The 25,676-nt window shown below is 64.7% G+C and carries 29 protein-coding genes; 14 read left to right on the top strand and 15 right to left on the bottom strand.

The genetic code is table 11. The features are described from left to right. Positions 1-300: 300 nt before the first annotated feature. Entirely contained in the window at positions 301-831 is a 531-nt protein-coding gene (locus tag WT26_RS21965) for a YcxB family protein (RefSeq protein ID WP_069273943.1), read from the bottom strand. A gap of 20 nt (positions 832-851) precedes the next feature. Here WT26_RS21965 and WT26_RS37475 point away from each other — a divergent pair, with 20 nt between their 5' ends. The 4 genes from WT26_RS37475 to WT26_RS21950 all read left to right on the top strand — a co-directional run bounded on the left by WT26_RS37475 (position 852) and on the right by WT26_RS21950 (position 4,238). Then, complete coding sequence (locus WT26_RS37475; RefSeq protein WP_155123164.1) at positions 852-1,403, top strand: hypothetical protein; 552 nt, start codon at positions 852-854, stop codon at positions 1,401-1,403. A gap of 237 nt (positions 1,404-1,640) precedes the next feature. After that, positions 1,641-2,336 carry a helix-turn-helix transcriptional regulator gene (locus WT26_RS21960; protein ID WP_069270847.1) on the top strand — a complete coding sequence of 232 codons (696 nt, stop codon included), beginning with the start codon at positions 1,641-1,643 and terminating at the stop codon, positions 2,334-2,336. Next, the gene (locus tag WT26_RS21955; protein WP_059592952.1) at positions 2,309-3,583 is read left to right on the top strand and encodes an MFS transporter; all 1,275 of its coding nucleotides are present in this window, start codon (positions 2,309-2,311) and stop codon (positions 3,581-3,583) included. The genes WT26_RS21960 and WT26_RS21955 overlap by 28 nt, the downstream gene beginning before the upstream one ends. A 55-nt stretch (positions 3,584-3,638) precedes the next feature. Then, the gene (locus tag WT26_RS21950) at positions 3,639-4,238 is read left to right on the top strand and encodes a thiamine phosphate synthase (protein WP_069270846.1); all 600 of its coding nucleotides are present in this window, start codon (positions 3,639-3,641) and stop codon (positions 4,236-4,238) included. Between the two features lie 61 nt (positions 4,239-4,299). Here WT26_RS21950 and WT26_RS21945 read toward each other — a convergent pair whose 3' ends face one another. After that, on the bottom strand, positions 4,300-5,514 hold the full coding sequence (locus tag WT26_RS21945; RefSeq protein WP_069273942.1) for an MFS transporter: 1,215 nt from the start codon (positions 5,512-5,514) through the stop codon (positions 4,300-4,302). Positions 5,515-5,800: 286 nt separating this feature from the next. Here WT26_RS21945 and WT26_RS21940 point away from each other — a divergent pair, with 286 nt between their 5' ends. Beyond that, positions 5,801-6,238 (top strand): GNAT family N-acetyltransferase, encoded by a 438-nt coding sequence (locus tag WT26_RS21940; RefSeq protein ID WP_069270845.1) that lies wholly within the window; start codon positions 5,801-5,803, stop codon positions 6,236-6,238. Positions 6,239-6,247: 9 nt separating this feature from the next. On the opposite strand, the gene WT26_RS21935 is transcribed toward WT26_RS21940, so the two are convergent. After that, complete coding sequence (locus tag WT26_RS21935; RefSeq protein ID WP_069270844.1) at positions 6,248-7,183, bottom strand: GlxA family transcriptional regulator; 936 nt, start codon at positions 7,181-7,183, stop codon at positions 6,248-6,250. An 89-nt stretch (positions 7,184-7,272) separates the two neighbouring features. On the opposite strand from WT26_RS21935, the gene WT26_RS21930 reads away from it, so the two are divergent. Next, the gene (locus tag WT26_RS21930; RefSeq protein WP_059486788.1) at positions 7,273-7,959 is read left to right on the top strand and encodes a DJ-1/PfpI family protein; all 687 of its coding nucleotides are present in this window, start codon (positions 7,273-7,275) and stop codon (positions 7,957-7,959) included. 132 nt (positions 7,960-8,091) lie between these two features. On the opposite strand, the gene WT26_RS21925 is transcribed toward WT26_RS21930, so the two are convergent. After that, a complete protein-coding gene (locus tag WT26_RS21925; RefSeq protein WP_063896609.1) occupies positions 8,092-8,421 on the bottom strand; it encodes a DUF4148 domain-containing protein in 330 nt (109 codons plus the stop codon). A gap of 132 nt (positions 8,422-8,553) precedes the next feature. Next, positions 8,554-9,201, bottom strand: a complete 648-nt coding sequence (locus WT26_RS21920; protein WP_069273941.1) for a LysE family translocator — start codon at positions 9,199-9,201, stop codon at positions 8,554-8,556. 100 nt (positions 9,202-9,301) lie between these two features. Here WT26_RS21920 and WT26_RS21915 point away from each other — a divergent pair, with 100 nt between their 5' ends. The 3 genes from WT26_RS21915 (at position 9,302) to WT26_RS21905 (ending at position 11,721) form a co-directional block, all read left to right on the top strand. Then, positions 9,302-10,150 carry a LysR substrate-binding domain-containing protein gene (locus WT26_RS21915; protein WP_069273940.1) on the top strand — a complete coding sequence of 283 codons (849 nt, stop codon included), beginning with the start codon at positions 9,302-9,304 and terminating at the stop codon, positions 10,148-10,150. 108 nt (positions 10,151-10,258) lie between these two features. Continuing rightward, a complete protein-coding gene (locus WT26_RS21910) occupies positions 10,259-10,825 on the top strand; it encodes a hypothetical protein (protein WP_069270842.1) in 567 nt (188 codons plus the stop codon). A gap of 161 nt (positions 10,826-10,986) precedes the next feature. Beyond that, positions 10,987-11,721 carry a hypothetical protein gene (locus WT26_RS21905; RefSeq protein WP_069270841.1) on the top strand — a complete coding sequence of 245 codons (735 nt, stop codon included), beginning with the start codon at positions 10,987-10,989 and terminating at the stop codon, positions 11,719-11,721. A 168-nt stretch (positions 11,722-11,889) separates the two neighbouring features. On the opposite strand, the gene WT26_RS21900 is transcribed toward WT26_RS21905, so the two are convergent. The 7 genes from WT26_RS21900 to WT26_RS21870 form a co-directional block, all read right to left on the bottom strand. Then, positions 11,890-12,831 carry a copper resistance D family protein gene (locus WT26_RS21900; protein ID WP_069273939.1) on the bottom strand — a complete coding sequence of 314 codons (942 nt, stop codon included), beginning with the start codon at positions 12,829-12,831 and terminating at the stop codon, positions 11,890-11,892. Next, positions 12,831-13,205, bottom strand: a complete 375-nt coding sequence (locus WT26_RS21895) for a copper resistance CopC family protein (protein WP_069273938.1) — start codon at positions 13,203-13,205, stop codon at positions 12,831-12,833. Before WT26_RS21895 ends, WT26_RS21900 begins: the two co-directional genes overlap by 1 nt. Positions 13,206-13,221: 16 nt before the next feature. Further along, on the bottom strand, positions 13,222-13,569 hold the full coding sequence (locus WT26_RS21890) for a copper-binding protein (protein WP_069273937.1): 348 nt from the start codon (positions 13,567-13,569) through the stop codon (positions 13,222-13,224). A 66-nt stretch (positions 13,570-13,635) separates the two neighbouring features. Continuing rightward, positions 13,636-14,931: a multicopper oxidase family protein gene (locus tag WT26_RS21885; RefSeq protein WP_069273936.1), complete on the bottom strand. Its 1,296-nt coding sequence runs from the start codon at positions 14,929-14,931 to the stop codon at positions 13,636-13,638. 1 nt (position 14,932) lies between these two features. Then, complete coding sequence (locus WT26_RS21880; RefSeq protein ID WP_069273935.1) at positions 14,933-16,366, bottom strand: TolC family protein; 1,434 nt, start codon at positions 16,364-16,366, stop codon at positions 14,933-14,935. Then, positions 16,363-16,659 carry a hypothetical protein gene (locus WT26_RS21875; RefSeq protein ID WP_059866088.1) on the bottom strand — a complete coding sequence of 99 codons (297 nt, stop codon included), beginning with the start codon at positions 16,657-16,659 and terminating at the stop codon, positions 16,363-16,365. The genes WT26_RS21880 and WT26_RS21875 overlap by 4 nt, the downstream gene beginning before the upstream one ends. A gap of 87 nt (positions 16,660-16,746) precedes the next feature. After that, the gene (locus WT26_RS21870) at positions 16,747-17,136 is read right to left on the bottom strand and encodes a DUF2946 family protein (protein WP_069270837.1); all 390 of its coding nucleotides are present in this window, start codon (positions 17,134-17,136) and stop codon (positions 16,747-16,749) included. A 239-nt stretch (positions 17,137-17,375) separates the two neighbouring features. On the opposite strand from WT26_RS21870, the gene WT26_RS21865 reads away from it, so the two are divergent. Beyond that, positions 17,376-18,047: a heavy metal response regulator transcription factor gene (locus tag WT26_RS21865; RefSeq protein ID WP_069273934.1), complete on the top strand. Its 672-nt coding sequence runs from the start codon at positions 17,376-17,378 to the stop codon at positions 18,045-18,047. Further along, complete coding sequence (locus tag WT26_RS21860) at positions 18,044-19,444, top strand: heavy metal sensor histidine kinase (protein ID WP_069273933.1); 1,401 nt, start codon at positions 18,044-18,046, stop codon at positions 19,442-19,444. The genes WT26_RS21865 and WT26_RS21860 overlap by 4 nt, the downstream gene beginning before the upstream one ends. 69 nt (positions 19,445-19,513) lie before the next feature. Here the strand turns inward: WT26_RS21860 and WT26_RS21855 are convergent, their stop codons facing one another. Beyond that, a complete protein-coding gene (locus WT26_RS21855; RefSeq protein WP_069273932.1) occupies positions 19,514-21,328 on the bottom strand; it encodes an ExeM/NucH family extracellular endonuclease in 1,815 nt (604 codons plus the stop codon). A 364-nt stretch (positions 21,329-21,692) separates the two neighbouring features. Between WT26_RS21855 and WT26_RS21850 the strand changes: the two genes are divergently transcribed. The 3 genes from WT26_RS21850 to WT26_RS21840 are packed head-to-tail and all read left to right on the top strand — an operon-like array spanning position 21,693 to position 24,251. Then, the gene (locus tag WT26_RS21850; protein WP_059869695.1) at positions 21,693-22,511 is read left to right on the top strand and encodes a DUF4118 domain-containing protein; all 819 of its coding nucleotides are present in this window, start codon (positions 21,693-21,695) and stop codon (positions 22,509-22,511) included. A 19-nt stretch (positions 22,512-22,530) separates the two neighbouring features. Further along, positions 22,531-23,424, top strand: a complete 894-nt coding sequence (locus WT26_RS21845; RefSeq protein WP_042587021.1) for an alpha/beta hydrolase — start codon at positions 22,531-22,533, stop codon at positions 23,422-23,424. After that, positions 23,424-24,251 carry a MipA/OmpV family protein gene (locus WT26_RS21840; protein WP_407060633.1) on the top strand — a complete coding sequence of 276 codons (828 nt, stop codon included), beginning with the start codon at positions 23,424-23,426 and terminating at the stop codon, positions 24,249-24,251. Before WT26_RS21845 ends, WT26_RS21840 begins: the two co-directional genes overlap by 1 nt. Before the next feature lie 27 nt (positions 24,252-24,278). On the opposite strand, the gene WT26_RS21835 is transcribed toward WT26_RS21840, so the two are convergent. Both WT26_RS21835 and WT26_RS21830 read right to left on the bottom strand, forming a co-directional pair. Further along, a complete protein-coding gene (locus WT26_RS21835) occupies positions 24,279-24,683 on the bottom strand; it encodes a DUF1801 domain-containing protein (protein WP_059861658.1) in 405 nt (134 codons plus the stop codon). A gap of 75 nt (positions 24,684-24,758) precedes the next feature. Then, positions 24,759-25,580 (bottom strand): alpha/beta fold hydrolase, encoded by an 822-nt coding sequence (locus tag WT26_RS21830; protein ID WP_080406468.1) that lies wholly within the window; start codon positions 25,578-25,580, stop codon positions 24,759-24,761. Between the last annotated feature and the right edge of the window lie 96 nt (positions 25,581-25,676).

Here is a 25,676-nt window from a genome sequence, read left to right as displayed (position 1 = left end):
GTCGAGGCCAGAAATTCAGCCTCGACGGGGGAATTGACCATGTAATGGGTACCGAGGCAAAGGCAGCTATGGCAGCTTCAATCGCCCGATACCCGAATCCTGAATTTGGCCTTGTTCCGCTTAAGCGCCAATCATCCCAGGTTTCGCGGCGGATCAACGAGAAGGGAAGATTGACTTCGACGAATAAGGCAAGCGCCTGACTAAAGGTCGCCTGCCCGGCCGGTGCCAGCTCGCAGCGCACCCAAGACTTCTCGATGTGCCCGCGAAACTCGATTGCACCATCCCCGCTTCATCAGCTTGCTAGACTTTCCGAACGCCGTTTCGAGCCAGAGTTTGGCGCAGAAACCCCACTTGCGATTCGGTAAGCAGGCGTTTCGGTATGAAGCGGAGCATCAGCACCGACTGGTAGTACAGGATCACGTGGCGATCCTCGCTCCAATGGACAAGATCCGCGTAGCGGATTTCTTCGCGGGAGGTCGGGGTTTCGACGACGAGGCAATCGCTGCGGCAGGTGACCGTGTAAGGCTGGTGGAGATTTTTTTGCTGGACGTAGACCTTGCGGGCGGCGCGCGGCAGCAACAGATTGGCAAGCAAGGGCCAGCCGATCGTAACCAACGCCGCAATTCCGACGATCCACCAGACAACGCGCAGTTCCGGCAGGGTTCGGTTTGCTATCCAGGCAACACCGAGCGAAAAAAGGACATACACGGCCAACGTGATCGCGAATGTCTTGAGCAGATATTTCCAGTTATATCTGCGCCAAAGATTCAGGCGGTAAGCGAGGACGAGGTCCTCCAAGGTGGGCTGAAAGGCGATTACGGTGTCACTCATGTACCGGCTCGGAATGGTTCTTGATTTTTACTGTCGATTGGGGCTCTGAAAAACGCACCGCCAAAGGCATCGGCCGTTCGAACGGCGTTCCCCGGCGCAATGCCCACGAGGAATACGCTCGTAATGATCTGCTGCCGGCGCTCATCCGCGATGCGTTTGACATTACCCCACCGTATGTCCTTACATTATCGCCGAATCGGAACGTGGCCATAAGAAGCCCAGCCGCACGACGGCCGTCGCGCCCCGCTCACCGGGTCGTGAACACGGATAGTGGCTCGATTCCCGCCGCGGAGCAGGTGGAAGAAAAAGCGATCGCCGGATCCGCGGCGATCGCAAGGCCGCCTGCATCGAGCCAATTCAAGAAACGCAGGCGGGACACAAAATTGGGGACTTGCGTCGTGTCCCGATACGCCAAAAGCGGCCTAAGCGGATCGCCAATAGCCGACGGCGAGTTGACGTCGGCGCTCCCGAACGGGCGTCATCTCGTCTCGCATTCCTGCGTGCCGCCGATTCCTGCCGATTGTTTACAAAACAAACCCCAAAGACCCCAAAGTTTCAAAAAATCAAAATAACGCCAACGACAACATAGTTAAATTGCCTCTTAAAATCCCGATCAAAAATCCACCATCCCGGCAAGGCTCGATTGATTTTCCACAGACGGCACCAGTAAGACATCCGCGAAAATTACTGATACAGTACCCGCGTGCGCATGCTAGATCGGAGTGTGGACGACAATTCCCCGAAACTATTCGGGTAATTTTCATTAAATTTGTTCACAATGCGCCCCTTGCACCTCACCGGGCTACGCCATGAAATGCGACAGCGCAGTTGCCAGCCTCATCGAAAACTTTCCGACTTCGGCAAGCCTGAAGGAAGCGGACACCGGCAGATACATCGTAAATAACCTGCACAACTCGCTTCAGTTTGGAATAAAAAATCCAAAGGATCTCCTGGGGCTGACGATACAGGACATCAGATTCAATCAACCCGACTGGGGAACACAGTACGCAAAGTCGATCGAGCGCCTGGATTTATCCGCGCGCGAAAAGAAATCCCACGTGATCGGCAGACACCAGTTTCTCGACGCTTGCGGCGAGGCGCAGGTCGAGGAAATGGTCAAATTCCCGGTGCTGGGAACGCGCAAAAACATACTTGGCATCGTCACCTATCGGCACGACATTACGCGAACCCTCCCGCCGATTAATGTCTATCTGCTGAACAGGAAGTTTTACAACACGACATCGTCGATCGAACGAACGCTCACCTATTTCAAGGTCCACCAGTATTTCATCACGCCCTTGACGGATGCACAGGTCCGCGTTTTTCTTTTGAGATCGGAGCGGCTCAGCACCAAGGAAATCTCCCGATTCCTCCGCATTTCGGACAGAACGGTAGAGTGCCATTGCGCCGCGTTGCGCAACAAGGTCATAGACGGAAACCTTCCCTACGTCCTGTCGCTCATGAAGGAAAGCGTTTCATGCGATCAAGATTTGACCCAATCCTGAAAATAGCGCTCACGGCCAACCTTTTTGAATGGTATGAATTTTCACTCACTGCCTTCATGGCATTGGAAATCGGCCGTCTATTCTTTCCGCCCGCAAGTGACAAACTGGCGCTGGCGCTGAGTTTTTCGGTGTTCGCAAGCAGCTACCTGGCACGCCCTTTCGGCAGCCTGTTTTTCGGCGCCTTGGGCAATCGATACGGCACCGGCACGGCGCTCAAGTTCAGCATGCTGGGCATGGCAACGCCGGCGTCCCTGATCGCATTCCTGCCGACTTATCAGGCGGCCGGCTACCTTGCGACCATCCTGCTGCTGACGTTGAAAGTGCTGCAAGGCTTTTGCGCCGGCGGCGAAATGCCGTTAAGCGGATATTTCGTGTCGCTCAACGCGAATGACCGGAATCGCGGACCTTATTGCGCGTTCGTTGTGGTCAGCGGATTCATCGGCATGCTGTTGGCGTCAGGCACCACGTTCGGCTTGCCGTATCTTGCCAGCGCGTTGCGCCCGCTCACGGACGGGTCGACCGCGGGGCACTGGTCCGAATCATGGCGCTGGCCGTTTTTGCTCTGCATTCCATTGTCGCTCGCGATCTACTCGCTCAGGTCGTCGGTCAGCAAGGGCTTGAGCGCGCAGGAGCGCCGCACTTCGCGCCGGAAGCCGGCGTTGCCGCTGGCGCAGGCGTTCATCCTGGTTGCGTTCATGGAAATCGTCATCTATGCGTTGCTCGTGTGGATGCCGAATTATTTGCACAGCTATCTCGGCGCATCCAGCTTCGACGCGCATTTTTCGAATGTCGTCACCTTGATCGTCTTCTCTGCGTCGACGATCGGCGCAGGCTATGGCGCTCGCGTCACAAGCGCGGCCAATCTCGTCCTGGCCGGGATCGTCTCGCTGGTCCTCGGCAGCTATCCGCTGTTCCGCGTGTTGCAGACGGGCGATCCTGTTTTGCAATTGCTTGCGCAAGCCGCTTTGGCAATCATGGCCGGCTGCATCGTCGGCGTCATTTTTGTCGTTCTCGCAGACTTGTTCAAGGAGAGCTGGGGGGATGTCGGCATGGCCAGCACTTACTCCTTTGCCACTGCGATTTTCGGCGGGACTGCGCCCGTCGTGTGCGCTTACCTGATCGAAGTCACGCATCTGGTGACGGCACCCGCAATCTATATTCTGGTCACGGGACTGCTTGCCGCGCCCGTTGCGTACAGTCTGGCTTCGACGCAACGAGGCCGGATGCGTTTCCGCGTATCCGACTGATCTCCGACAACGATACCGCCCATCCCTTGTTATCCCTCGCCTGTCACCAAGCCCGATGCAGCATTCAACCAAGTTGCCGTCGACCTGTCTGGTCACGCCGGAACCCCCGGCCGACAAACCGTTAGGCGGTTTTCTCGTGGATCTCGAACGCGCGTTGAAGGCGGGCATCCGCCTGGTTCAGCTCCGCGCCAAAACCGTGACTGCTGCGCAGTATGCGTGGCTGGCCGAGCAAGCGTTGACGTGTTGCCGGCGCCACGATGCGCGGCTGCTGCTGAACGCGCCGCCTGAAGTGGCAGAGACGCTGCACGCAGACGGCGTACATCTCACCAGCACTCGCCTGATGGCGTGCTCGAGCAGACCGTTGCCCGCAGGATTCCTGGTTTCCGCTGCATGTCACGACGCCAACCAGATACAGCATGCAAATCGGATAGGGGTCGACCTATTGACCCTCTCGCCTGTTCTACCGACTGCAACGCATACCACTGCCGAACCGCTTGGCTGGCCGCGTTTTCGCGAACTCGCGGCACTGACCTCGATTCCGATCTATGCGTTGGGCGGAATGTCCGCCGATACGTTGGCCGAAGCCCGCGACGCCGGCGCGTATGGCGTCGCGGCAATTCGCGCGTTTTGGGGAGGGGTCGTGGAAAAGTCGTAATCGAAGAAGCAGAGATTCCTGATGCGCCCGGCTTCCGGTCATCGACTCCCGCGCATCGAAGCTACCTGCCTCTGACTTTCAACTTCACCTGAAGCAAGGTCAGCGCCCCCAGCACGAATACGGCGAGCGTCCACGTGCCGCCATGGTGCTGCAGCAGCGCGGCCGTCGCGGCGATGCCCGCCAGTCCTTGCTGCAGGAAACCGCACAAGGCCATCGCATGCGCGCCATGTTCATGCGCGTCGCCGACGGCAGTCGCCATGCTGTTTGGAAACAGCACCGCCTGGCCGAAGATCGCCAGGCAATACAGCGCGATGAAGATCCACAGGCCGGTGACATGGATCAGCAGGCCGCTCAGCCACGACACCAGCATCAACGTGGTCGCAAGCGCCAGCAGCGTCGCGCCGGCATGCATCAATCGCACGCCGCCAAGCCGTCTCACGAGACGGTTGACCAGCATCGCCCCGCTGAAATAGGCCATGCCGAGCAGCAGGCCGATACTGCCGAAGCTCGTCACGGCCAGCTTGAAATGCGCCTGGAACACGAACGGGCTCACCTCCTGCAAGGTGACGGTCGTCGCGAACCCCAGCCCACCCGCGCAAGCCGGCCACAGGAAGCCCGGGCGCCGCAGCACGGCCCGGTATGTGCCGGCCATGCCCGACATGACGGCGGCGCGGCGTCCCGCCTTCAAAGGCAGCGAATACGAGATGCCGATCGCCAGCGCGGCGACGACGGCCATCAGCACGAAACCCGTTTGCCAGTGACTGTACCGGCCGATCAGCCCGCCGATGAACTGGCCACCGCCCAGGGCCGTGATGAACGCGATCGACAACACGGAGAGGCGTCGCGCCAGTTCGTCGCCGCGCCAGTTGTCGCGGACGATGATCCGGGCGATGATCGCCGCGCCGCCACCGCCGATGCCCTGGATGGCGCGCAGCACGAGCAGCGCCGGTGCGACCGTGCAGCTGGCGAGCAGCAGGCTGCTGGCTGCGAACAGCAGCAAGGAGATCAGCAAAGGCGCGCGCCTGCCCCAGCGTTCCGCGGCCGCGCCCCAGAACGGCACCGGCAGCGCGGCGCCGATCACATAGGCGGAGATGGAGAACTCGGCGCCGCCTTGCGTCATCTTCAACTCGCGCATGACGACAGGCAGCGACGGCAGGTACACCGTCGTCGCCATTTGCGCCATGAACACGACCAGGCACGCCAGCGCCATCGCGCGAAAAGCCGATGCGGCGCTTTCCAGCGGCGCATCGGCGGTGAGAGCCGGTTTGTCATTCATGAGCAGCCTTGGCAGGTCTTTCGCGGGGAAGAGCGCGGTGAACGAAGCATGGCATATCCGGAGATGACCAACGGGCGCCGATCCGCATGCGCAAGAGATGAAATGCGCGTTGCGATATGGCTATTCATCGAACCCGATGGCCGCAAGCGGGGAATCAATTTAAATCAGAATCGCCGGACCCGCATACAAAAAGCGAAGCAAAATTCCTCGGCATATAGAATGATTCTTCTATTTGCGGGATTCCGCCACTCACGTGACGAACGCTACTTTCCACCGGTAGAAGCACATGACCCCACCCATCACGCTACGCGCGGCAACGCCGGCTGACGTCCCGTTCCTCCTGAGACTGCGCAAGCTCACGATGACGGCGCATCTGCAACGCTCCGGCGTCCCCACCGACGACGACACGCACTACGGCCGCATCCGCGCGAACTTCGAGGACGCGAAGATCATCTGCGACGGCACCGAAAGCATCGGGCTTCTCAAGTTGAGCCGCACGCCGGATGAGTGGCACCTCCATCAAATCCAGGTATTGCCCGCACACCAGGGCAAAGGCATCGGCAGCGCGGTACTGCGCGACGTATTGGCTGAGGCGACACGCGCGGGCGTACCCGTCTCGCTGAGCGTTCTTCAGGGCAATCCGGCGCGGCGCCTCTACGAGCACCTCGGTTTCAGACTCGTCACGGAAACGCCCATCGATGCGAAGCTGACGTGGCATCCGTGATGCGTCGCGTCAGCGCGCGCGCAGCAGCGACGGCGGGACGCCCAGCAGCCGCAGGAAGCTGCGGCGCATGTTCTCGGCGTCGCCGAAACCGCATTCGTTCGCCACGCGCTGCAGCGACGACGCCCCGCTTTCGAGCGCGGCGCGCGCCGCTTCCACGCGCAGTTTTTCCACCGCCTTCGCAGGCGTGAGACCGGTTTCTTCCTGGAACGCCCGCGCGAAATGGCGCGGACTCATGCACGCGCGCTCGGCCATATCGCCGACGCGATGACGCGCGCCGAGGTTGCGGCGCACGTGATCGAGCAGCGGCTTGAAGCGGCCGCGCGCGCAGTCCATCTCGATTAGCGCGGAGAACTGAGACTGTCCGCCGGGGCGCCGGTAATAGACGACCAACTGCCGCGCCACCGCGCGCGCGACACGCTCCCCCAGATCCTCGCCGATCAGCGCGAGCGCAAGGTCGATGCCGGCGCTGATGCCCGCGCTGGTCCAGAACGGGCCGTCGTTCACGTAGATATGGTCGGGCTCCAGATGCACCTGCGGGAACGCGCGGGCGAATTGATCGCTGCGGGACCAGTGTGTGGTGGCGCGCCGGTTGTCCAGCACGCCGGACGCGGCCAGCAGCAGGCTGCCCGTGCAGACGCTCGTCACGCGCGCGCCGCGCTTTGCGCAGCGCTGCACGAAGCGATGCAGGCGCGCGTCGGCGATCAGCGCGTCCACGCCGTCGCCGCCGGCGATGAGCAGCGTGTCGACCGCGCTTGCCGGAGGCAGTCCTTCGGCTGCCCAGCTCACGCCCGACGAGCTGCGCACGAGGCCGGCTTGCGCGGCGATGGTGCGCATCGTGTAGTAGCCGTCGCGATAGTAGCTGGCGACTTCGAACGCGGCCACGGGCCCGGCCGCGTCGAGCAGCTGGAAGTCGGGAAAGACGAGCACGGCGATGCGGTGAGGCATGGCAGAAAAAGCAGGATCAGCGACATTGCTGCCAAAACGATAAGGCGCGACGCTGTGGGGTGTCAATCCACCAGAAGGAGATTCACGACATGACTGCCGCACCCTACGTCGTCGTTTTCGCGCTGTTCGACAATGTGACGCAACTCGATTTCGCCGGCCCTTACGAGGTGTTCCTGCAACTGCCCGGCGCGCAATGCGTGATGGCTTCGTCCCGCGGCGGGACGATCGTCGCCGACGGCGGCCTCACGATCGCGAACGTCAAGCGGCTGGCCGACATCCCGCATGCGGATCTCGTGTGCGTGCCGGGCGGCTTGAGCGTCGTCGACGCGCTGGGCGACGCCGAATACTTGCGCGAGCTGCGCCGGCTCGCGCAGGGCGCGCGCTATGTGACGTCGGTATGCACGGGATCGGTGCTGCTTGGGGCGGCGGGGCTGTTGCGCGGCAAGCGGGCGGCTTGTCACTGGTCATGGCGCGACCTGCTGCCGCCGTTCGGCGCGATCGTCGATGAAGCGCGCGTGGTGCGCGACGGCAACGTGATCACCGGCGGCGGGGTGACGGCCGGCATCGACATGGCGCTGACGGTAGTGGCGGAGATTGCCGGCGCGGAGCACGCACAGTCGGTGCAGCTTTGCGTCGAGTATGCACCGGCGCCGCCGTTCGATTGCGGGCGCCCCGAGCGCGCGGCACCCGAGCTACTCGATGCGGTGGCGGCGAAGCTGGACCGGATGAGGACCGATCGCTACGCGGCGGTGCAGCGGGCGGCGCAAGCGCTCTGACGCAGAGCCGGCCGCGCTTTCCGCACGCGCTCGGTCGGGCTCGCTCCTTTGCCGGGCAGGCCCGCCGATGTGCGCGCGGAAGACGCATACTCCACGCATCCGTCACCGTCGCGAACCGCGAACTCTGGCGCATCAATGTTGTGCCGCCCACACCGGTTCGCGCAGGCTGTGGAGTTCCTTGTTCCGCGCAATGGTTTCAGGGCCCGGCGGATAGTCGTGGTTGCTGGTCGGCAGCAGGCCATCGTGATACGCGCGAATCAGCTCCTGACGGACTTGCTCGCGCGTCATTCCGGACGGAGCCGAATTCCCGGACGGGCTGGCCGGCGCAACGGCAGCGGCGCCGCGGGTGCTCGACGCGCTGCTCGCCACGTATGCGCCGGGGTAATCGTGACCGCCATCCGCGAAGGCGGACGTGGCAGCGGTCGCGGCAACAATCATGGCGACGACAATTCGAATGTTCATGTGATCTCTCCGGTTCGAAACCCGGAATCGCGACAGGCGACTCCAATGGCTTGCATTCTGGAGAGCGGCCCCTGAATGGCCCGTGACGCATGCATGACCTTTCGGTCACGCCGCTTTCATCCGCCACCGAATTCAACCGATGCCTCCCGCCTTCAACGCGTCCGTGGTCATGTGTGCGCCAAGCGCAAGCAGCATCACGCCCATGCTCCAGCGTTGAGCCAGCAGGAGTCCCGGGCGACTGGCGAGGAACGTCGCCAGGGCGCCGGAGCAGACCGCCACGAAGCCATTGACCGATGCGAACGCGAAGATCAACGACGAACCGAGCACGAGCGACTGCCTGAGAACGCTGCCGTCATGATCGTTGATGAATTGCGGCAGGAGTGACAGAAAGATCATCGCGAGCTTGGGATTCAACAGGCTCGTCGCGGCGCCCATCGCGAACAGCCGGCGCGGCTGTTCCCGGGGCAGATCGCGAACTTCCAGCGGGGAACGGCCGCCTGGCCTGACGGCCTGCCATGCCAGATAGAACAGATACACGGCGCCCACCGCACCCAACACACTGCCTGCATAAGGCACGCTCAAGAAAAATGCCGTGATGCCGAACGCTGCGCCAAACATGTAGAACAGGTACCCGATCATCACGCCGCCGAGCGAAATGAGCCCCGCCGTGCGGCCCTGTGCGATCGAGCGCGACATCACGTAGACCATGTTCGGGCCCGGCGTCACGGCAATCATTCCGGCAACCGTCAGAAATCCGTACATCGATGCGGAACCGTACATTGCCGTGCTCCCGAAGTGTTCAACGATCGCAGTATCGGTTCGATGCAAACTCCAGTAAAACGAATTAAACTGAATCGATTGATCAGTTTTTCTGAATACGATGAAAAAGCTCGACCTGGACGTGCTCGAGATGCTCGTGGCGATTGCCGATACGGGGTCGTTTGCTCGAGGTGCGGAGTCCGTGCACCGGTCGCCTTCGGCGGTGAGCATGCAGATCAAGGCGCTCGAAGACGCGCTCGGCAAGCCGCTTTTCGTGCGAAGCACCCGTAACGTAACGATTACCCCGGAAGGCATGACGCTTTTGGACTATGGCCGTCGCATGCTTGCGATGCGGGATGAAGCGTGGGCGTCGGTCGTTCGCCCCGAAGTGAAGGGCCGCGTGACGATCGGCGTGCCCGACGACTACATTTCGTCGCTGCTGCCGCAGGTTCTGGGAAAGTTCGCGGTGGCGCATCCGCGTGTCGAAATTCGGGTAATCGGCCTGCCTAGCCACGCGCTCGTGCCATTGCTCAAGGACAACACGCTGGACCTCGCCTGCATCACGAAAGCGAAGGGCGTTGCGGGCGAATTCCTCCGGTTCGAGCCAATGGTGTGGGCCGGATCGCCCGCAAGAAAGGTGTGGAAGGAGCGCCCGCTTCCGATCGCCGTTTTTGCGCATGGCAGTACGGCGCGCGCCCATGCCATCAGCGCGCTTCAGCGGGCGAACATCAAATACCGGATGTCCTACGAAAGCCCGAGCCTGATGGGCCTGATCAGCATGGTCGAAGCAGGGCTCGCGATAGCGCCCCTCGCAAAATGCGGCGTGCCGGGGCACCTCGTTCAGCTATCGCAGAACGAAGGGTTGCCGCCGCTGGACGAACTCGAAGTCGTCCTTGCCCGCAGTGCCCGGTCCGGTCGACCGCCCTGTGATTTTCTCGCCGGGCAGATTCTGGCTGAACTGAGGGCTTGAGCCGGACGCTCGATGGGCGAATTGGGCCGCTACCGCTCAGGAATCTACCTGCCGTGCCGATAATACTTCGGAGCACATACGCCTGATCCTGCATATATAGATAGAGTCATGAAACAAGCCCTCCTTTCCCTGATTCTCTTTCTGTTCGCCTCGGTGGCACACGCCGGACTGGATATCACGGCATACAGTGGATTGAAGATTGTCGAATCGCCTGTCCTGTCATCTGACGGCATGCCTCAACGAGAGAATCAAGTCATTCTCGAATCCGGCGATTTCCCTGAACGTTTTCGCGGGCTCGAAAGCGGGAAGGTGTATCAGTTCGAATCGTCTTTCGACTTCAGGGCCGGCTCCTATTCCGGCTACAACGCATGGCGAAACAAACTGGCAAAGCTCGCAGGCTATCAGCCAAGCACGTCCGTCCGGAATGACGTGGTCGAATTGAGATACGACGAGACGGCATGGAAACTCGACCACGGGCCGTTTTGGGAGTTGATCGATTTCTCCGACGCAGAAGGCACGATTGGTCCGGATGTCTGCAGAAAGGTCTACCAGGATTTTGTCCAGTACCGCGATCAGGCGGCACACGTGGCCGACGCCTACTTTTACGAGTCTTATGTTGACTGGATGAAGGCCTTTGAGATGTGTGCGAACCATGGCGCAATCGTCTTTCACTAAAGGCCTTCGCGGATGAACCGGTTACCGACACACATGCCAGGTAGCACCACCAACGAAACCAATGACGGGGTTACGGACCACATTCGCTGCGAACCTGGCTCTGTACGCGTCGTCGCCCCACGGACGGTTTCTAACTCGAAGCATTGTTTGGGAGCAGCAGCATGACGTTCCGATCTCTGGTTAATGCGCTGTTGGGACGCAAGAAGCATGAGCCGTCTGCCGCCCCGGTGCCACAGGCCGCAGTCGGCCCCAAACTGAGCGAGCAGTTTGAACTTCCGGCCCAATGGGTCTTGCAGCAGGAAGATGAGCGCATCGCCTTTTTCGGCAACGCAGCGGGTGATGTCCTCACGATCAACTTCTTCATGGCCACGCCCGATATAAAAGCGCCCATCGACGACGTCGACGCGCTGCGCGCGTTTTACCGTCGCACATCGGAGGCCAACGGTCTCGCCTTGGTCGAGACGGAGCTGGCACAACTGACCACCTTGAGCGCCGTGCGCACGCTGTTCAAGGCGCGAATGAACCAGATACGCGGTTTCGCCTTTGTCGGCGCCTACACGCTGCCCTTTGCCGACCGCTCTTACGTCATCAAGGTACAAAGCGCCGAGCAGGGCGTCACCGGTATGCGCGAAGCGGCCGTCATGGTTCTGATGGGGCCACCGGAGATTGACGAAGCAACGGGTGAGTTGATCGGATGGACTCAGGATCCCTACGACTCGAGCCATCGCGCCGCGTTCATGCGCAACCAGGCCGATGATCAGAAATTCGGCGCCCAGTTTCCCGACCATCCGCTGAGCAAGGTTCGACGCTATCTGGCAGAGCTTGAAACTGGCGTACGCGTCGATCCGGCCATGCGTGGACTTCAACCATTCGCCTATCCAGCGCAAGGGTACTGAAGAGACGACACATCCGCACAGACCGCTCCGGGCCGGCAAGCGACATCCACGAAGAGCCGAAAAAGAGCCCGGCCACACGGCCGGGCCTGCAAAGGATGGTCGCCGCATGCCAAAGCCGCAGCGTCACGGACGAACCACCCGCGTGGACGGATACCGCAACCGGTCGGCCTACCCCGTGCCCGGCAGCGCACTCGAGACGAGCACGGCCGCGACCAGCAGCACGCCGGCCAGCACGAGCGACTCGACCTTGAGCACCGCGCCGAAACGGCGCAGCGGGCCCGCCGGCGATGCCGCGGCAGGATGCTTCAGCGCGGCCAACAGCTTCGGCATCCCGAAGAAGCGGTTGTGTCCGCCGAGCGCCGCGGCGATCAGCACCAGCGCGAGCTTCAGCAGCAGCACCTGCCCATAAGCGGACGCCAGCAGGTTCGAAGGCGTACTGACTCCGCGCCATCCGTTGTATGCGCCCGTACTGAACAGGACGATCAGCGCCCACGTCGATGCATCGGAGAGCGATTGCACGAACGATGCGCCGTTCCGGTATTCACTTCCCGGAGCGCGAATCAGGGACGGCATCACCGCATACGTCGTCACCAGCACGAGCCCGACCCACGCGCTGATCGCCAGCAGATGCAGCCAGTCGATCCACACCGGCACGCTGAACAGCCCTGCGTCCACCGGATGCCCGGCGTTGCTGCGCGCGAGCGCGACACCCGCCAGCGCAATCCACATCGCGAACGGAACACGCGCGTCGCTTCGTGACGGCAGAAACGACAGCACGACGATGCAAAGCGTGAAGCCGGCGCCGGCCAGCCACGCATGACCGAACCCCGTGCCCGCGAGCATCGCGCACACGGCCGGCCCTGCTTCGAACAGCGTCGACTCGCTCATCAGCGCGCAGTGCGCCCAGAACGCGACGATGCTCGCGACCAGCGATACGACGGACGCGATGCGCAGCGTCGCGACCAGACGCCGAGCCATGCCCGCCTGCCAGTCGGATGCGCCGCGCGCGAGCCAGCGGCTGCCGAGCAGCGCACCGACGACGACGGCGAAGCCGACGTTCTGCACGGCGACCGCGACCAGCCTCAAGATGCCGAGGAACCCGTCGTTCATCACTTCACCCTGAACACGTAGGTGCCTTTGGTCTTGTGCGCATCGGCCGTCATCGCGGCCCACTGCACCGTGTACGCGCCGGGCCCGAGCTTCGGCATCGCGACGGTCATCACGCGCGGCGCGGACGCGTCGACCTTGGCCTTCTCCTTCGTGACGGCGGCGCCGCCTGCGTCGGATACCTTGACCGAACTGAAGGTCGGTTCGAGGTCTTCGTTGAAGGCAAGGCGCAACACGTCGGGCGCGGCATCGACCGTGCTGCCCGATGCGGGCACCGCGCTCTCCAGCTTGCCGTGCGCCAGCGCTGCAACCGGCGCGAACGCCAGGGCGCCGGTCGCGGCCAGTCCGGCGAAGTGCTTGAGGGTGAATGTCTTCATGTCGGGGCTCGTCTCGTCACTGCTTCTGCAGCTTCGTGACGGTCAGCGCTCCGTTCACGTCTTCCGCGACGAAATCGATCCTGTCGCCCGCCTTCACCTGCGACAGCATCGCCGGGTCCTTCACCTTGAACACCATCGTCATCGCGTCCATCCCGAGGTTTTCGAGCGGGCCGTGCTTGATCGTCAGCCTGGCCGCAGCCGTGTCGACCTTGCGGATTTCGCCGTGCGACATGCCGCTCGCCGCTTCGGCGCCCTGCTTCGCGCCGCCGCCCATGTCCATGTTGCCCATCTCGCCGGCCGCATGCGACGCGGCCGAGAACGCGAGGGCGCAGCCCATCGCAATCGAAACAAGTGCTTTTTTCATCGTGCTTTCTCCAGGGTTGAGGGGATGAAACGGTCGGCCGGGTCAGGCCCGGCCTGGTTGTGTCGTTCAGCCGTCCGGCAGTTCGCCGGTGTACTCGTACGCGACGGTGCCCTTCGGATGCCGGAACCAGCCCGGATCGCGATAGTCGTTGCGGCCGAGCCCCTGCCGCACCTTGCAGACCGTGAACATGCCGCCCATCTCCAGCGGCCCGAACGGGCCGGTACCCGTCATCATCGGCAGCGTGTTGTCGGGCAGCGGCATCTCCATGCCGCCCATCGCGCCGCCCGTGCTGCCCATCGCCATGTAGTCGGGCACGAGCTTGCCGATCTTCCTCGCGAGATCCTGCTGCGGCACGCCGATCAGGTTCGGCACCTGGTGGCCCATCGCATTCATCGTGTGATGCGACTTGTGGCAGTGGAATGCCCAGTCGCCCGGGCGATCGGCCGTGAACTCGATCGCGCGCATCTGGCCCACCGCGACATCGGCCGTCACTTCCGGCCAGCGCGCCGCCGGTGGAATCCAGCCGCCGTCGGTGCCCGCGACTTCGAAGCTGTAGCCGTGCAGGTGAATCGGATGGTTCGTCATCGTCAGGTTGCCGAAACGAATCCGCACGCGGTCGCCCGCGCGCACCGGCAGCGGATCGATGCCCGGGAACACGCGCGAGTTGAACGTCCACATGTTGAAGTCGGTCATCTCGTTCACGCGCGGCGTGTAGCTGCCGGGATCGATGTCGTACGCGGCGAGCAGGAACACGAAGTCGCGATCGACCGGCATCGTGCCGCGATCCTTCGGGTGCACGATGAACATGCCCATCATCCCCATCGCCATCTGCACCATCTCGTCGGCGTGCGGGTGATACATGAACGTGCCGTGCGCTTCCAGCTGGAACTCGTAGACGAAGGTCCTGCCGGGCGGGATATGCGGCTGCGTGAGGCCGCCGACGCCATCCATCCCGTTCGGCAGCCGCAGCCCGTGCCAGTGGATCGTCGTGTGCTCGGGCAGCCGGTTGGTCACGAAGATGCGCACCTTGTCGCCTTCGACGGCCTCGATCGTCGGACCGGGCGACTGGCCGTTGTAGCCCCACAGATTCGCGTTCATGCCGGGCGCCATCTCGCGCACGACGGGCTCGGCCGTCAGGTGAAACTCCTTCCAGCCGTTCTTCATCCGCCACGGCAGCGTCCAGCCGTTCAGCGTCGCGACGGGCGTGTACGGCCGGCCGTTCGGCGGCACGAGCGGCGGCTGCGTGCCGGTTTTCGCCATCGTGGGCGCGTCGGGCAACGACGCGGCGCCGGCCTTGCTGACCATCGCCGCACCGAGCAGCGCCGCGCCCGAGTGGCTGAGAAATTGTCGACGGGACACCATGTCAATGACCTTCCGGATGCGTTGCCGGCGCCGGTTGTGCCGTGGGAGCCGAAGCGGGCTGCGCTGCGCCCGCGCGGGGCAGATGGCCGCCGACCGCCTGCTGGAGGTCGGTTTCGGCAAGCCAATAGTCCTTCAGCGCGTCGATGTAGCCGTTCACCGCGCCGACCTGTTCGCGTGCATCGGCCAGCAGCTCGAACACGCTCGCGAGCATCCCGTTGTAGCGCAGCAGCAGCTCGTCCGAGATCGTCTTGCGCAGCGGCACGACTTCGTCGCGATAGTGGGTGGCGACGTCGTAGCTCGTCAGGTAGGCCGCATACGATTCGCGCACGTCGGAACGCGCATCGATCGCGGTGCGCGCGAGCTGGTTCGCCGACTGCATGTACACGGCCTCCGCTCGCGCGACCTTCGCGCCGCCCCAGTCGAACAGCGGAATCTCGACGCTGATCTCGAAGCCGTGCTCGTGACCCTTGCCGGTCTCGTAGTCGTTCAGATACCCGACATCGAGCGCGTTGATGAAGCGCGTCGCCTTGGTGAGCCCCAGCGACGACGCGACGCCCCGCGTCTGCAGCTTCGCGGCCTGGATGTCGAGGCGGTTCTGCATCGCGTAGCTTTCGAGGTCCTGAAGATCCGGGCGCGCCGTCGGCAGGTCCGGCAAGCGCTCGGGCAGCGCGTATTGCGTGCCGGCCCCCCACACGCCCATCGCGCGCGTGAGCTTCTCGCGCGCGGCCACGGCCTGCTGGCGCGCCTTCGCGTGCTGCGCGACCGCATCGGCGTGGAACGCCTGCTCGCGCGCATGGTCGAGCTTGCTGAAGTTGCCCGCCTGACGCATGCGCGACGCCAGTTCGGCGCCGGCGTCCGCGGAATCCTTCACCTGCTCCGCGTACCTGGCGGCCTGCTCGGCCGCCACCGCGTTGACGTACGCGCGACGCGCGTCGGCGGCGACCTTGAGCATGGCGTCCGCCGTCTCGAGCTTGGTCTGCTCGAAGCGGCGCCCTTCGATGCGCGCGGCGAACGGCAACGTCAGGAGACCGAGCACGTTCGCCGAAAACGTGCGGCCGATGCTCAGGTCGCCGTTTCCCGCGCGGGTCCGGCTGAACGTGAACCCAGGGTTCGGGAGGCGGCCGGCCTGCACCAGGTCGGCTTCGGACAGGCCCAGTTCCGCATAGGATGCCTGAAGGCCGCGATTGTTCAGCAGCGCGACCTGCACGGCATCGTCCATCGTGAGCGGCTTGGCGAGCAGTTCCTGCGTGCGTTTTGCCGCGACATTCCGGTCGTCTTCCGTCCTGACGACGATCGCGTCCTTGCCGAGCCGCTCCCTGGCGGCGGTGGACACCGTATCGAAACCGCCGTCCCTGGAGAACGTGGTGCAGCCCGCGAGCAACGCCATCACCGCGATGCCCGCTCCCATTCGAGCGGTAAGGAATCGTCGCATCATTTGGCGGTTTCCTCGTGCTTCGCGTGGTTCGAATGGCCGCCGGCCGGTTGGGCCGGCGCGCCGCCGCGCTTCATGCCGCCTTTGGCCGGTTTGTCGAGGACGGCCTTGTTCAATTGCAGCCACGTCGGCCCGTCGCCGTCGCGGTAAGGCTGATAGCCGTCGAACGCAGAGGGAACGGTCATCGCCGGCACCGGGGCCGTCGCGTCCGTGGGGTCAGGCATCGTTGTTGCGGCATGCGCGAGCGACGGCAAGGTAGCCGCCGCGCCGAGCAGCGCTGCAGAGATTAGTCGCATACGTGTTCTCGTCATGAATCAGCTGGCAGGCGCGTATCGGCGCACCAGGTCGAAGGCGTAGCGCGGTTCATCGACCGCGACGGCGAACTAGACGGGAAAGCGGCGAGGCGGTCGCTCGATGCCGTCGGTCAGGAACGACGCGACGCCGACGGGAGGCGGAATGGGGCGGGCGGCGCGAGCGGCGGCCGGTGCAACGGCCGCGGCAGGCATCGCCGGCAATCCCGTGCCGATGCAGCAGGATGCACAGGTCGAACACGCATGCGCGTGGTGCGCGCCGTCGTGATGTCGAGGGTGATGCGCGCCGTCCGCACGCGCCATGCGTTGCATGTCGCGGTGGTATGCTGGCGCGGCCTGTTGCAGGTACCGGGGCGCATCGTCCTGCGCGGCGGCGCATTGCGTCGAGACGGCCGCAAACGACTGAACCGGAAGGCTCAGCGCCAGCAAGACGACGATGAAGAATGTGCGCCAGTACGACATGGAAGCGGCAATCGAGTGTGTCAGGACAGAACGTGGGCCGCAGCTTAGCGCCGCGCGCATGACGCCGGCATGGCCATAAAATGACCGAAATGTCATGCAGGCGCGTTGTCCGGACCGTCGACGGCCGGCGCTTCATGAAAAAATTGTCATCCAGCCGTCATGCCCGGCGCGTCCGCGCCGCCCCAAGCTCGGACCCTGGACCGACCCGCCTCACTACAGACAGCACGACCCACTCAGCAATGCGGATACTGATAGTCGAAGACGAACCCAAGATGGCGTCGTACCTCCGGAAAGGGTTGATGGAGGCGAGTTACACGGTCGACGTCGCGGAAACCGGCAAGGACGGGCTGTTCCTTGCGCTGCACGAAAGCTTCGACCTGATCGTGCTCGACGTGATGCTGCCGGAAATGGATGGCTTCGAGGTGCTCCGGCGCCTGCGCGCGCAGAAGCAGACGCCGGTGCTGCTGCTCACGGCGCGCGAGGCGATCGAGGACAAGGTGACCGGCCTTGAATTGGGCGCGGACGACTACCTGCTCAAGCCGTTCGCGTATGCCGAGTTTCTCGCGCGTATCCGCTCGCTGCTGCGGCGCGCGCCGCGCAACGTGCGCGACATCCTGCATGTCGCCGATCTCGAAGTCGACCTCATCAGGCGGCGCGTGAAGCGCGCCGACACCCGCATCGACCTGACCGCGCAGGAATTCGCGCTGCTGCAACTGCTCGCGGAACGCGAAGGCGAAGTGCTGACGCGCACCTTCATCACGTCGCAGATCTGGGACATGAATTTCGACAGCGACACGAACGTCGTCGATGCGGCGATCAAGCGCCTGCGCGCGAAAATCGACAACGCCTACGAGAAGAAGCTGATCCACACGATCCGCGGAATGGGCTACGTGCTCGAGGATCGTTCGTGACCGACGGCCCCGCACCGTACTCGCTGCTCCGGCGCCTGACGCTGGCGTTCGCCGTCGTCGCCGCGCTCGTGTTCGCGCTGACCGGCGCGTACCTGTATCGCTCGCTGTCCGCCGAGCTGACGCGGCGCGACGACATCGAGATCTCCGGCAAGCTCAACCAGTTCCTGCAGCTTGCGCATGCGAGCGGCTCGACCGAGGCCGTCCGCACGAACCCGGCCATCGTTCACGAAGTGCTGCTGTCGCATCCGGGCGTCTATCTCGGCATCTACGACAGCCGCAACACGCTGCTGGTCGAGCACACCGACAAGCCGGACGTGAAGCTCGACGCGCTCGTCACCGGCCGGCATCCGGGCCGCCGGCCGTTTAGCTGCTCGCCCGACGGCATCGGGCCGTCCCGCTGCATCGTCGCCGAAGCGACGCTGCCGTCCGGCGATGCGATCCAGGTCGCGCTGGCACGCACGGCGGCCGATCGCCAGTCGCTGCTCGAAAGCTATCGCGTCGACATCTGGCTCGCGGTTGCCGTCGGCGCGATCCTCGTCGGCGCGCTCGGCTATGCGGTTGCGCGCCGCGGGCTGCGCCCGGTCAAGAGCCTCGGCCGGCAGACGTCACGCATCGAGGCGCACAACCTGAACGCGCGGCTCGACGCGCGCGGCGGCCCGGTCGAGCTGCGTGAACTCGCCGTCTCCGTGAATCGCATGCTCGACCGCCTCGAACGCGCGTTCGTGCGGCTCTCCCAGTTCTCGTCCGATCTCGCGCACGACATGCGCACGCCGCTCGCCAACGTGATCAGTTCGTCGCAGGTCACGCTGTCGCGCGCGCGCACGACCGAGGAATACGAAGCGCTGATCGATTCGAACATCGAGGAATGCGAACGGCTGCAGCGGATGATCGAGAACATGCTGTTTCTCGCGCGCACCGACAACGCGCAACAGCACCTTAAGCTGTCGGACCTCGACGCGGCGAACGAGCTGGGCCGGCTGGCGTCGTACTTCCAGGGCATCGCCGACGAAAAGGACATCAGCATCGTGGTCGAAGGCGACGCGCGGGTGGCGGCAGATCCCTCGTTGTTTCGCCGCGCCGTCAGCAATCTCGCGTCGAACGCGCTCGAACATGCGCTGGCCGGCTCGACGATCGAACTGGCCGCGCTATCGTCCGCGGGGTTTTCCGTCGTCAAGGTGACGAATCGCGGACGCCCGATCGCGCCGGAGCACATCGACCGCATCTTCGAGCGCTTCTACCGCATCGATTCGTCGCGGCACGGATCGTCCAGAAATGCGGGCCTCGGGCTCGCGATCGTGAAATCGATCATGGAGCTGCATCGCGGCAAGGTCGAGGCGGTGAGCGACGACGCCGGCACGACCTTCATCCTGCGCTTTCCCGTTCCGGCCACGGCCTGAACCGTTCTTCACTCGCCACGCCGCGCGGCATGGCGTGCATGCCGCGCGGCGAAGCCCCCCGGCCGGCGATCAGCGGCCGCCCGGCAGCGCGATATCGATCAGCACCGGGTCGTGATCCGACGAACGATACGCATCCGGCGCGTACCAGGTCCGTTGCTGCTCGGCGCTCTTGTAGGCGAGCGTGTACTGCAGCGCGAGCGGCTCGTCCGCGTTGATGTGCCATTCGTGCACGGCCTTCACATGCGACGCGAGCGGCAGCGTCGCGAGCGCGTGATCGAGATAGCCGGCTTCGCCGTTGTACACGTAGCTGTACGCGTTCGCGCCGATCCAGCGCGCGACGAGGTTGCGGTAGCCGCGCGATTCGAGCGTGCGGATCGGGTCTTCGTACGTGTAGCTGTTGAAGTCGCCGATCAGCAGCACGCCCTGGCCCGCGACGCCCGTCGGATTGCCGGCGAGCCAGTCGGCCACCTTCGCCGCCGCGCGCGTGCGCGTCGGGTTCCAGCAGCCCTGGCCGTCACCCTGGTCGAGATCGTCGTTCGTGGCGTCCGGGCAGTTCTTCGACTTCAGGTGGTTGACCGCGACCGTCAGCGACTGCTTGTTGCCGCCGACCAGCCGGAACGACTGCGCGAGCGGCTGGCGGTTCTTGTCGTCGATCGCGAGCGTGGCCGCGCGGCCGACCGGTTCGACCTTGCGGCTGTCGTAGATCATCGCGACCGCGATCGCGTCGCCGCCGAGGCGCGACACGCCCGGATCGACCACGCGCCAGTGGTTGCCGAGCTTCGCCGCGAGCTGGCGCACCGCGCTCAGTTCGCCGTAGCCGTTGTTCTGGATTTCCATCAGGCCGATCACGTCGGCGTCGATCGCCTTCAGCGCGCTGACGATCTTCGCCTCCTGGCGCTGGAATTCCTGGAAGGTTTTCGCGCCGCGGTTGTTCGGATCGTCGAAGCCGCCTCCGAGCCCGTTGCCGTTGAAGTAGTTGAGGACGTTGAACGACGCGACGCGCAGGTTCGATTTCGGATCGCGCGCGGGTGCGTTGGTGCGCGGGTTCGTGCGCGCGTCGAATGCCGGCACGGCCGCGCCGGGCAGCGGCTGCACGCGCCATGCACCGTAACGCACTTCGAGCACGCCTTCGACGTCGCGCACCGTGTAACCCGCACGCAGCGTGTTCGCGGCCGACAGGCCCGGCGCCGGATACGGCACGGTCGCGGGGTTCTGCTTGTTCGAGCCGTCGTCGAGGACGAGACGGTTGCGTGCGTTCGCATCGATCTGCGCCTGTGCCTGCGCGGGCGGCACGACGCTCGTCGGCGTGCGCAGGCGGCCGTTGCTGAGCAGCACGCTGCCGTAGCGGCCGAGTTCGTAGTTGTCGGTGACGTTCAGCGTCTGCGGCAGGCGCACCCGCATCCCTTCGTATGCGGCGAACGCGTTCGGGCTGTCGACCGGCAGCGTGAGCGTCGCGGGCGTGACGGTCTGGCCGTTCGCGCACACCGCGATCGCGCCCGACTGCGTGAGCTGCGTCTGCCCGTACTTCTCCTCGACCTTGCCCGTCACGTGCACGAGATCGCCCGCCTTCGCCCGCACTTTCGGCGCATAGACGAACAGGCCCTCGGACACGCCAGGCTGGTTGCGGCGCTGCGCATCGGCCTGCTGGACGAAGAAGCCGCCGAAGCCGTCCGCGCCGCCGAAATCGGCAGTGACGACCGCTTCGATCGACACGTTCTGGCCGGCGAGCGGCGACGGCGCGCCCGGCCCCTGGATATCGGCGATCGGCGTCGTGCTGCCGCCGCAGTTCGCGCTGACGGGCGCGGCGGTGGCCGCGAGCGCCGGCGCGGCGGCAAGGGCGGGCAGGAGCAACAGGAGGGCAGACACGGGAATCGGAGCACGCATGACGGAGGGTCCGGTTGTGAGGGTGGCGAAAGCTTAGCGGTGCTTGGTGACAGTTTTTGGTAAGCGAAGGATGGATGGATGTAATGTTTCCGATCCGATCGGACGGACCGCCGCATGGCGGATGCCCCGGGTCGCCGGAAAGCCTTCGCGACCGGCTCGGCCCGACGGCAGCGGGCCCCGCGCCATTCCTTCGTCGATCGCCGCGCCGAAACCCGGCGCCGCCAATTACTACGAGAAATTACATGTGCTATCGTTCGGCCCACTCGTGCCGTGGGTCGCTCATGACTCGCGCGCACGCCTCGCTACGCCGGCCGTTTTCGGCCCCAGATAAATCACGCCCGGTCCGCCGGCGAACTCCAGACTCATGCAGATCCAGAACGCCCGCCGCTGGGCGCCACGCGGGCCACGGCGATGGGTTGCCGCACTCGCCGCGCTGGGCCTGGCGAGCGGTGCGCGCCTCCTGTTGCACCCGCTGCTCGGTCCCGTCATGCCGGGCACCGCTTTCAGCATCGCCGCCGTGCTGATCGAGTACTACTTCGGCCTCGCGCCCGCGCTGACCGTGATGCTGGCCGGCCTGTGCATCGCCGACTACCTGTTCGTGCCGCCTTATGGCGTGTTCGACGTCATCGATCGCTCCGACATCCTGTTCGTCGTCTCGTACCCGCTGGTCGCGCTCGTGCTGATTACGCTGATCGAGCGCCTGAGGCGCGCGCAATTCCGCGCGGAACTGATCGCGTCCGTCGCGCAGTCGCGCTACGAGATGCTGCTGCGCCACGACAACGAGCGCTTGCTCGCGCGCCGCGCGATCGATGAAACGCACCGGCTGCTGCATCACCTGTCGCAGTACCACCGGACCTTCGTGCTGATGCAGGCGCTCGAACACAACCCCGCATGGAGCGGCGGCACGAGCGGCCCGGCGAGCGGCGCCCATGCCGCGCTGCCACCGCCGGCGGAAATCGCGCCCGGCCCCCGCTTCGACGACGTCGACCCGGACGATCTCCGCCGCCTGTCGAAGACCCTCTCGGCCGGCCGGCACCGCGTGCGGCTGCGCCGGTCCGGCACGCCCGCCACGCGCGCGGCGGGCGACGCGGCGGGCGACGGCGCCAGGCGCTTCGCCGACTGCGTCTGCGAACGCTTCACGACGCACGCGGGCGATTTCCTCGTGCTGCGCATCGACGACTGACGCCAGGGTCTGTTTACACATGTCAATCTCCGCCAGAACGGTGTTCAACGAAGGCGACGGCCACGCCGTGCTGATGCTGCACGGGCTGTCCAGCTCGCCGCTGGAATTCCGCTATCTCGCGCGCTTCCTGAACGACGAGGGCTTCACGACGTGCGCGCCGGTGCTGGACGGCTACAGCGCCGGCACGCCGGAACAGGCGATGGAGCAATGGCTCGACGCCGCGACGCGCGAATACGACGCGCTCGCCGCACGCTACGAACGCGTGTCGATCTGCGGGCTGTCGATCGGCGCGACGCTTGCGCTCGCGCTCGCGCATCGCCGTCCACAGGCGCAGGCCGTTGCGCTGCTGTCGCTCACCCTCGCGTACGACGGCTGGGCGATTCCGTGGTATCGCTTCCTGCTGAACTGGGCGTATTACTCGCCGATGCGCCACCGCTACCGGTATCGCGAATCGGCGCCCTACGGCCTGCGCAACGAGGCGCTGCGCGCGAAGATCGCGCGCGCGATGAGCCGCGACGACTTCAGCGAAATCGGTCCGTCGACGATCTCGCTCCCCGCCCTGCACGAGGCCAGCCGGCTCGCGGCTTGCGTGCGCCCGAAGGTGCGCGCGATCCGCAACGACTGCCTGATCATCCATGCCATCGACGATGAAACGTCGAGCCCGCGCAATGCGCGCTTCATCGCTTCGTCGATCGGGGCCGGCTTCCTGCGAACCATCTGGCTCGACGACTCGTATCACATGATCACTTCCGACAACGAACGCGAAATCGTCGCGCGGGAAACCGCGCTGTTCCTGCGCGAAAGCGAAATGGCAAGCCGCACGGGCGACGCCGGCGCCAAGCCGGTCGTCTCGAAGGCGCTGGCGCGCCGCCTGCGGCAGCTGGCGACACTGGGCAACGGGCGGACGTCGTGATGAAGCTTCCTGCGTTCCTCACCGCAAAGCGGGCCGCGCTGCTGGCGGCGGGATTGTCGCTGACCGTCTGCGCGCTCGACGCATCGGCCGCCGACGCCGCATCCGCCGCAACCGCTGCCGACGCGGCCGTCCAGCCCGCCGGCAAATGGAAGATCGCGTTCGGGCCGGGCCTGTTCGTCTCGCCGCGATACCCGGGCTCGCGGGACCTGCGCGCGTTCCCCTATCCCGCGCTCGACATTTCCTACGACGACCGCATCTTCTCGCAAGGCCCCGACGTGCTGGGCGTGAACGTGCTGCGCGGCGACGACTATCACGTCGGCGCAGCCCTCACGCTCGATTTCGTGTCGCGCCACGAGAGCGACGATCCGCGCCTGCACGGGCTCGGCAACGTGAACGCCGGCCCGAAGCTGAAGCTCTTCGCCGATTACACGGTCTGGATGTTCACGGGCTCCGTCGCGATGTATCAGGACATCGCCGGACACCATCAGGGCAAGACCGTGCTCACCGATCTCTACGCGTCGCTGCCCGCAGGCGGCTGGCTGTTCTCCGCCGGGCCCGGCTTCACGTGGGCGGACGCCGTCCATACGCGCACGTTCTTCGGCGTGTCGAACCAGCAGAGCGCCGCGTCGGGGCTGCCCGCCTACAACACCGGCGCGGGCATCCGCGACGTGCATCTGAACGGCTACGTCAGCTACGACTTCTCGAAGCACTGGGTCGGCTCGGTCGCGGTGACGCTCGGGCGCTTGCAGCACCATGCCGCGTCGAGCCCGATCACCGAGCGCAGGACCGAGCTCAATACGCTCGCGTCGGTCAACTACCGCTTCTGACCGCGCGTGCGGCCGGGACGATGCGGCTCAGCGCCTGGCCTTCGACCGGTTCAGCGCCACCGCATCGCGCACGAGCGTCTTCAACGCGCGTTCGTTGATCGTTTCGCCTTCGTGGAAATCGATCGCGCGCCGCGTGTTCCCTTCGAGACTGGCATTGAACAGGCCGGCGGGGTCCGGCAGCGCCGCCCCTTTCGCGAAGGTCATCTTCACGACGCTCTTGTAGGTCTCGCCGGTGCAGAGGATGCCCGCATCCGACCACACCGGCACCCCGCGCCACTTCCACTCCTCGACGACGTCGGGATCGGCCTCCTTGACGAGCGCCCGGAGCCGGCCGAGCATTTCGCCGCGCCAGTCGCCCAGTTCCTCGATTCTCGCGTCGATCAGTTGCGAAGGCGACTGGACGTTCTCGTGCTGCGACTCGCTTTTCGTCATTTGCGTTTCTCCTTCGGCAAGCGTTCCAAAGTACACGTCATGTTCGTTCGGCGTGCCGGATTCATCACTCGCGAGTTATCGATTGAATTTGGTCGGGAACCGGCGCGAGTCAAGCGGGCATGTCGAAACGTCCGGGGCCCCGTCCACCGCGAGTAGAAACGACTCGATCGCCGCCACCAGCGCGAGCGGGGTTTCGTTCATCGGATAGTGGCCGGCGTTCGCCAGTACGTCGACCGTGGCAAGAGGATACCGCCGCAGATAGGTCCTGGCCATCAGCGCCGCGTTGAACGTCGGATCATGCTCGCCTACCAGCACCTTCACCGGGTGCCGCCCGGCGATCTCGTCGCTGAAGTCCGTATCGGCCCATGCGTGAAAGTAGGCGGCGAACGCTTCCGGCGACGAATGCGATGCCGAATACGCCGCTTTCCATTCGACCCACGACGACGGCAGCCGGCCGCCGGTGCTGCGATCGATGATGGCCCGCCGGTTGCCCGGATGCCCGGCGGCGCCTTCGAACAGCGCGCGCCTTGCGGCATCGAACGCGATGCCGCCGCACGGAACAGGCGCGACCGGCACCAGCGCACGCACGCGCTCGGGCGCGCATGCGGCGATCTTCTCGATCGCCATGCCGCCCATCGAATGACCGACGAGGCTGAACGTGCGAAAGCCGAGCGCATCCGCGAGCGCAAGCGCGTCGGCGGCGATCTCGTCGATCGTGTAGGCGCCGCGCGTGTCGCGCCTTTCGCCGTAGCCTCGATAATCGACGAATACGTAGGAGAACTTGTCCTGTGAGAGCCATGCTTCGATCGGCTCGAACGAGCGCGCGTCACCGAACCAGCCGTGCAGCACGAGAACAGCGTGCGGGCCATGTCCCACGCGATGAAAGGGTTTGGGCATATCGACTCCGGAAGAATCACGATCAGGCGTCCGGCGACTTGTTCGACTGCGCCGTCGCGCCACGCATGAAACGGATCGTAGGCCGGTCGACCATGG

This window comes from Burkholderia cepacia (assembly GCF_001718835.1).
GTDB lineage: Bacteria > Pseudomonadota > Gammaproteobacteria > Burkholderiales > Burkholderiaceae > Burkholderia > Burkholderia cepacia_F.
Note: the sequence above shows the minus strand (reverse complement) of the source record. Positions and strands in the feature narration are given on the sequence as shown.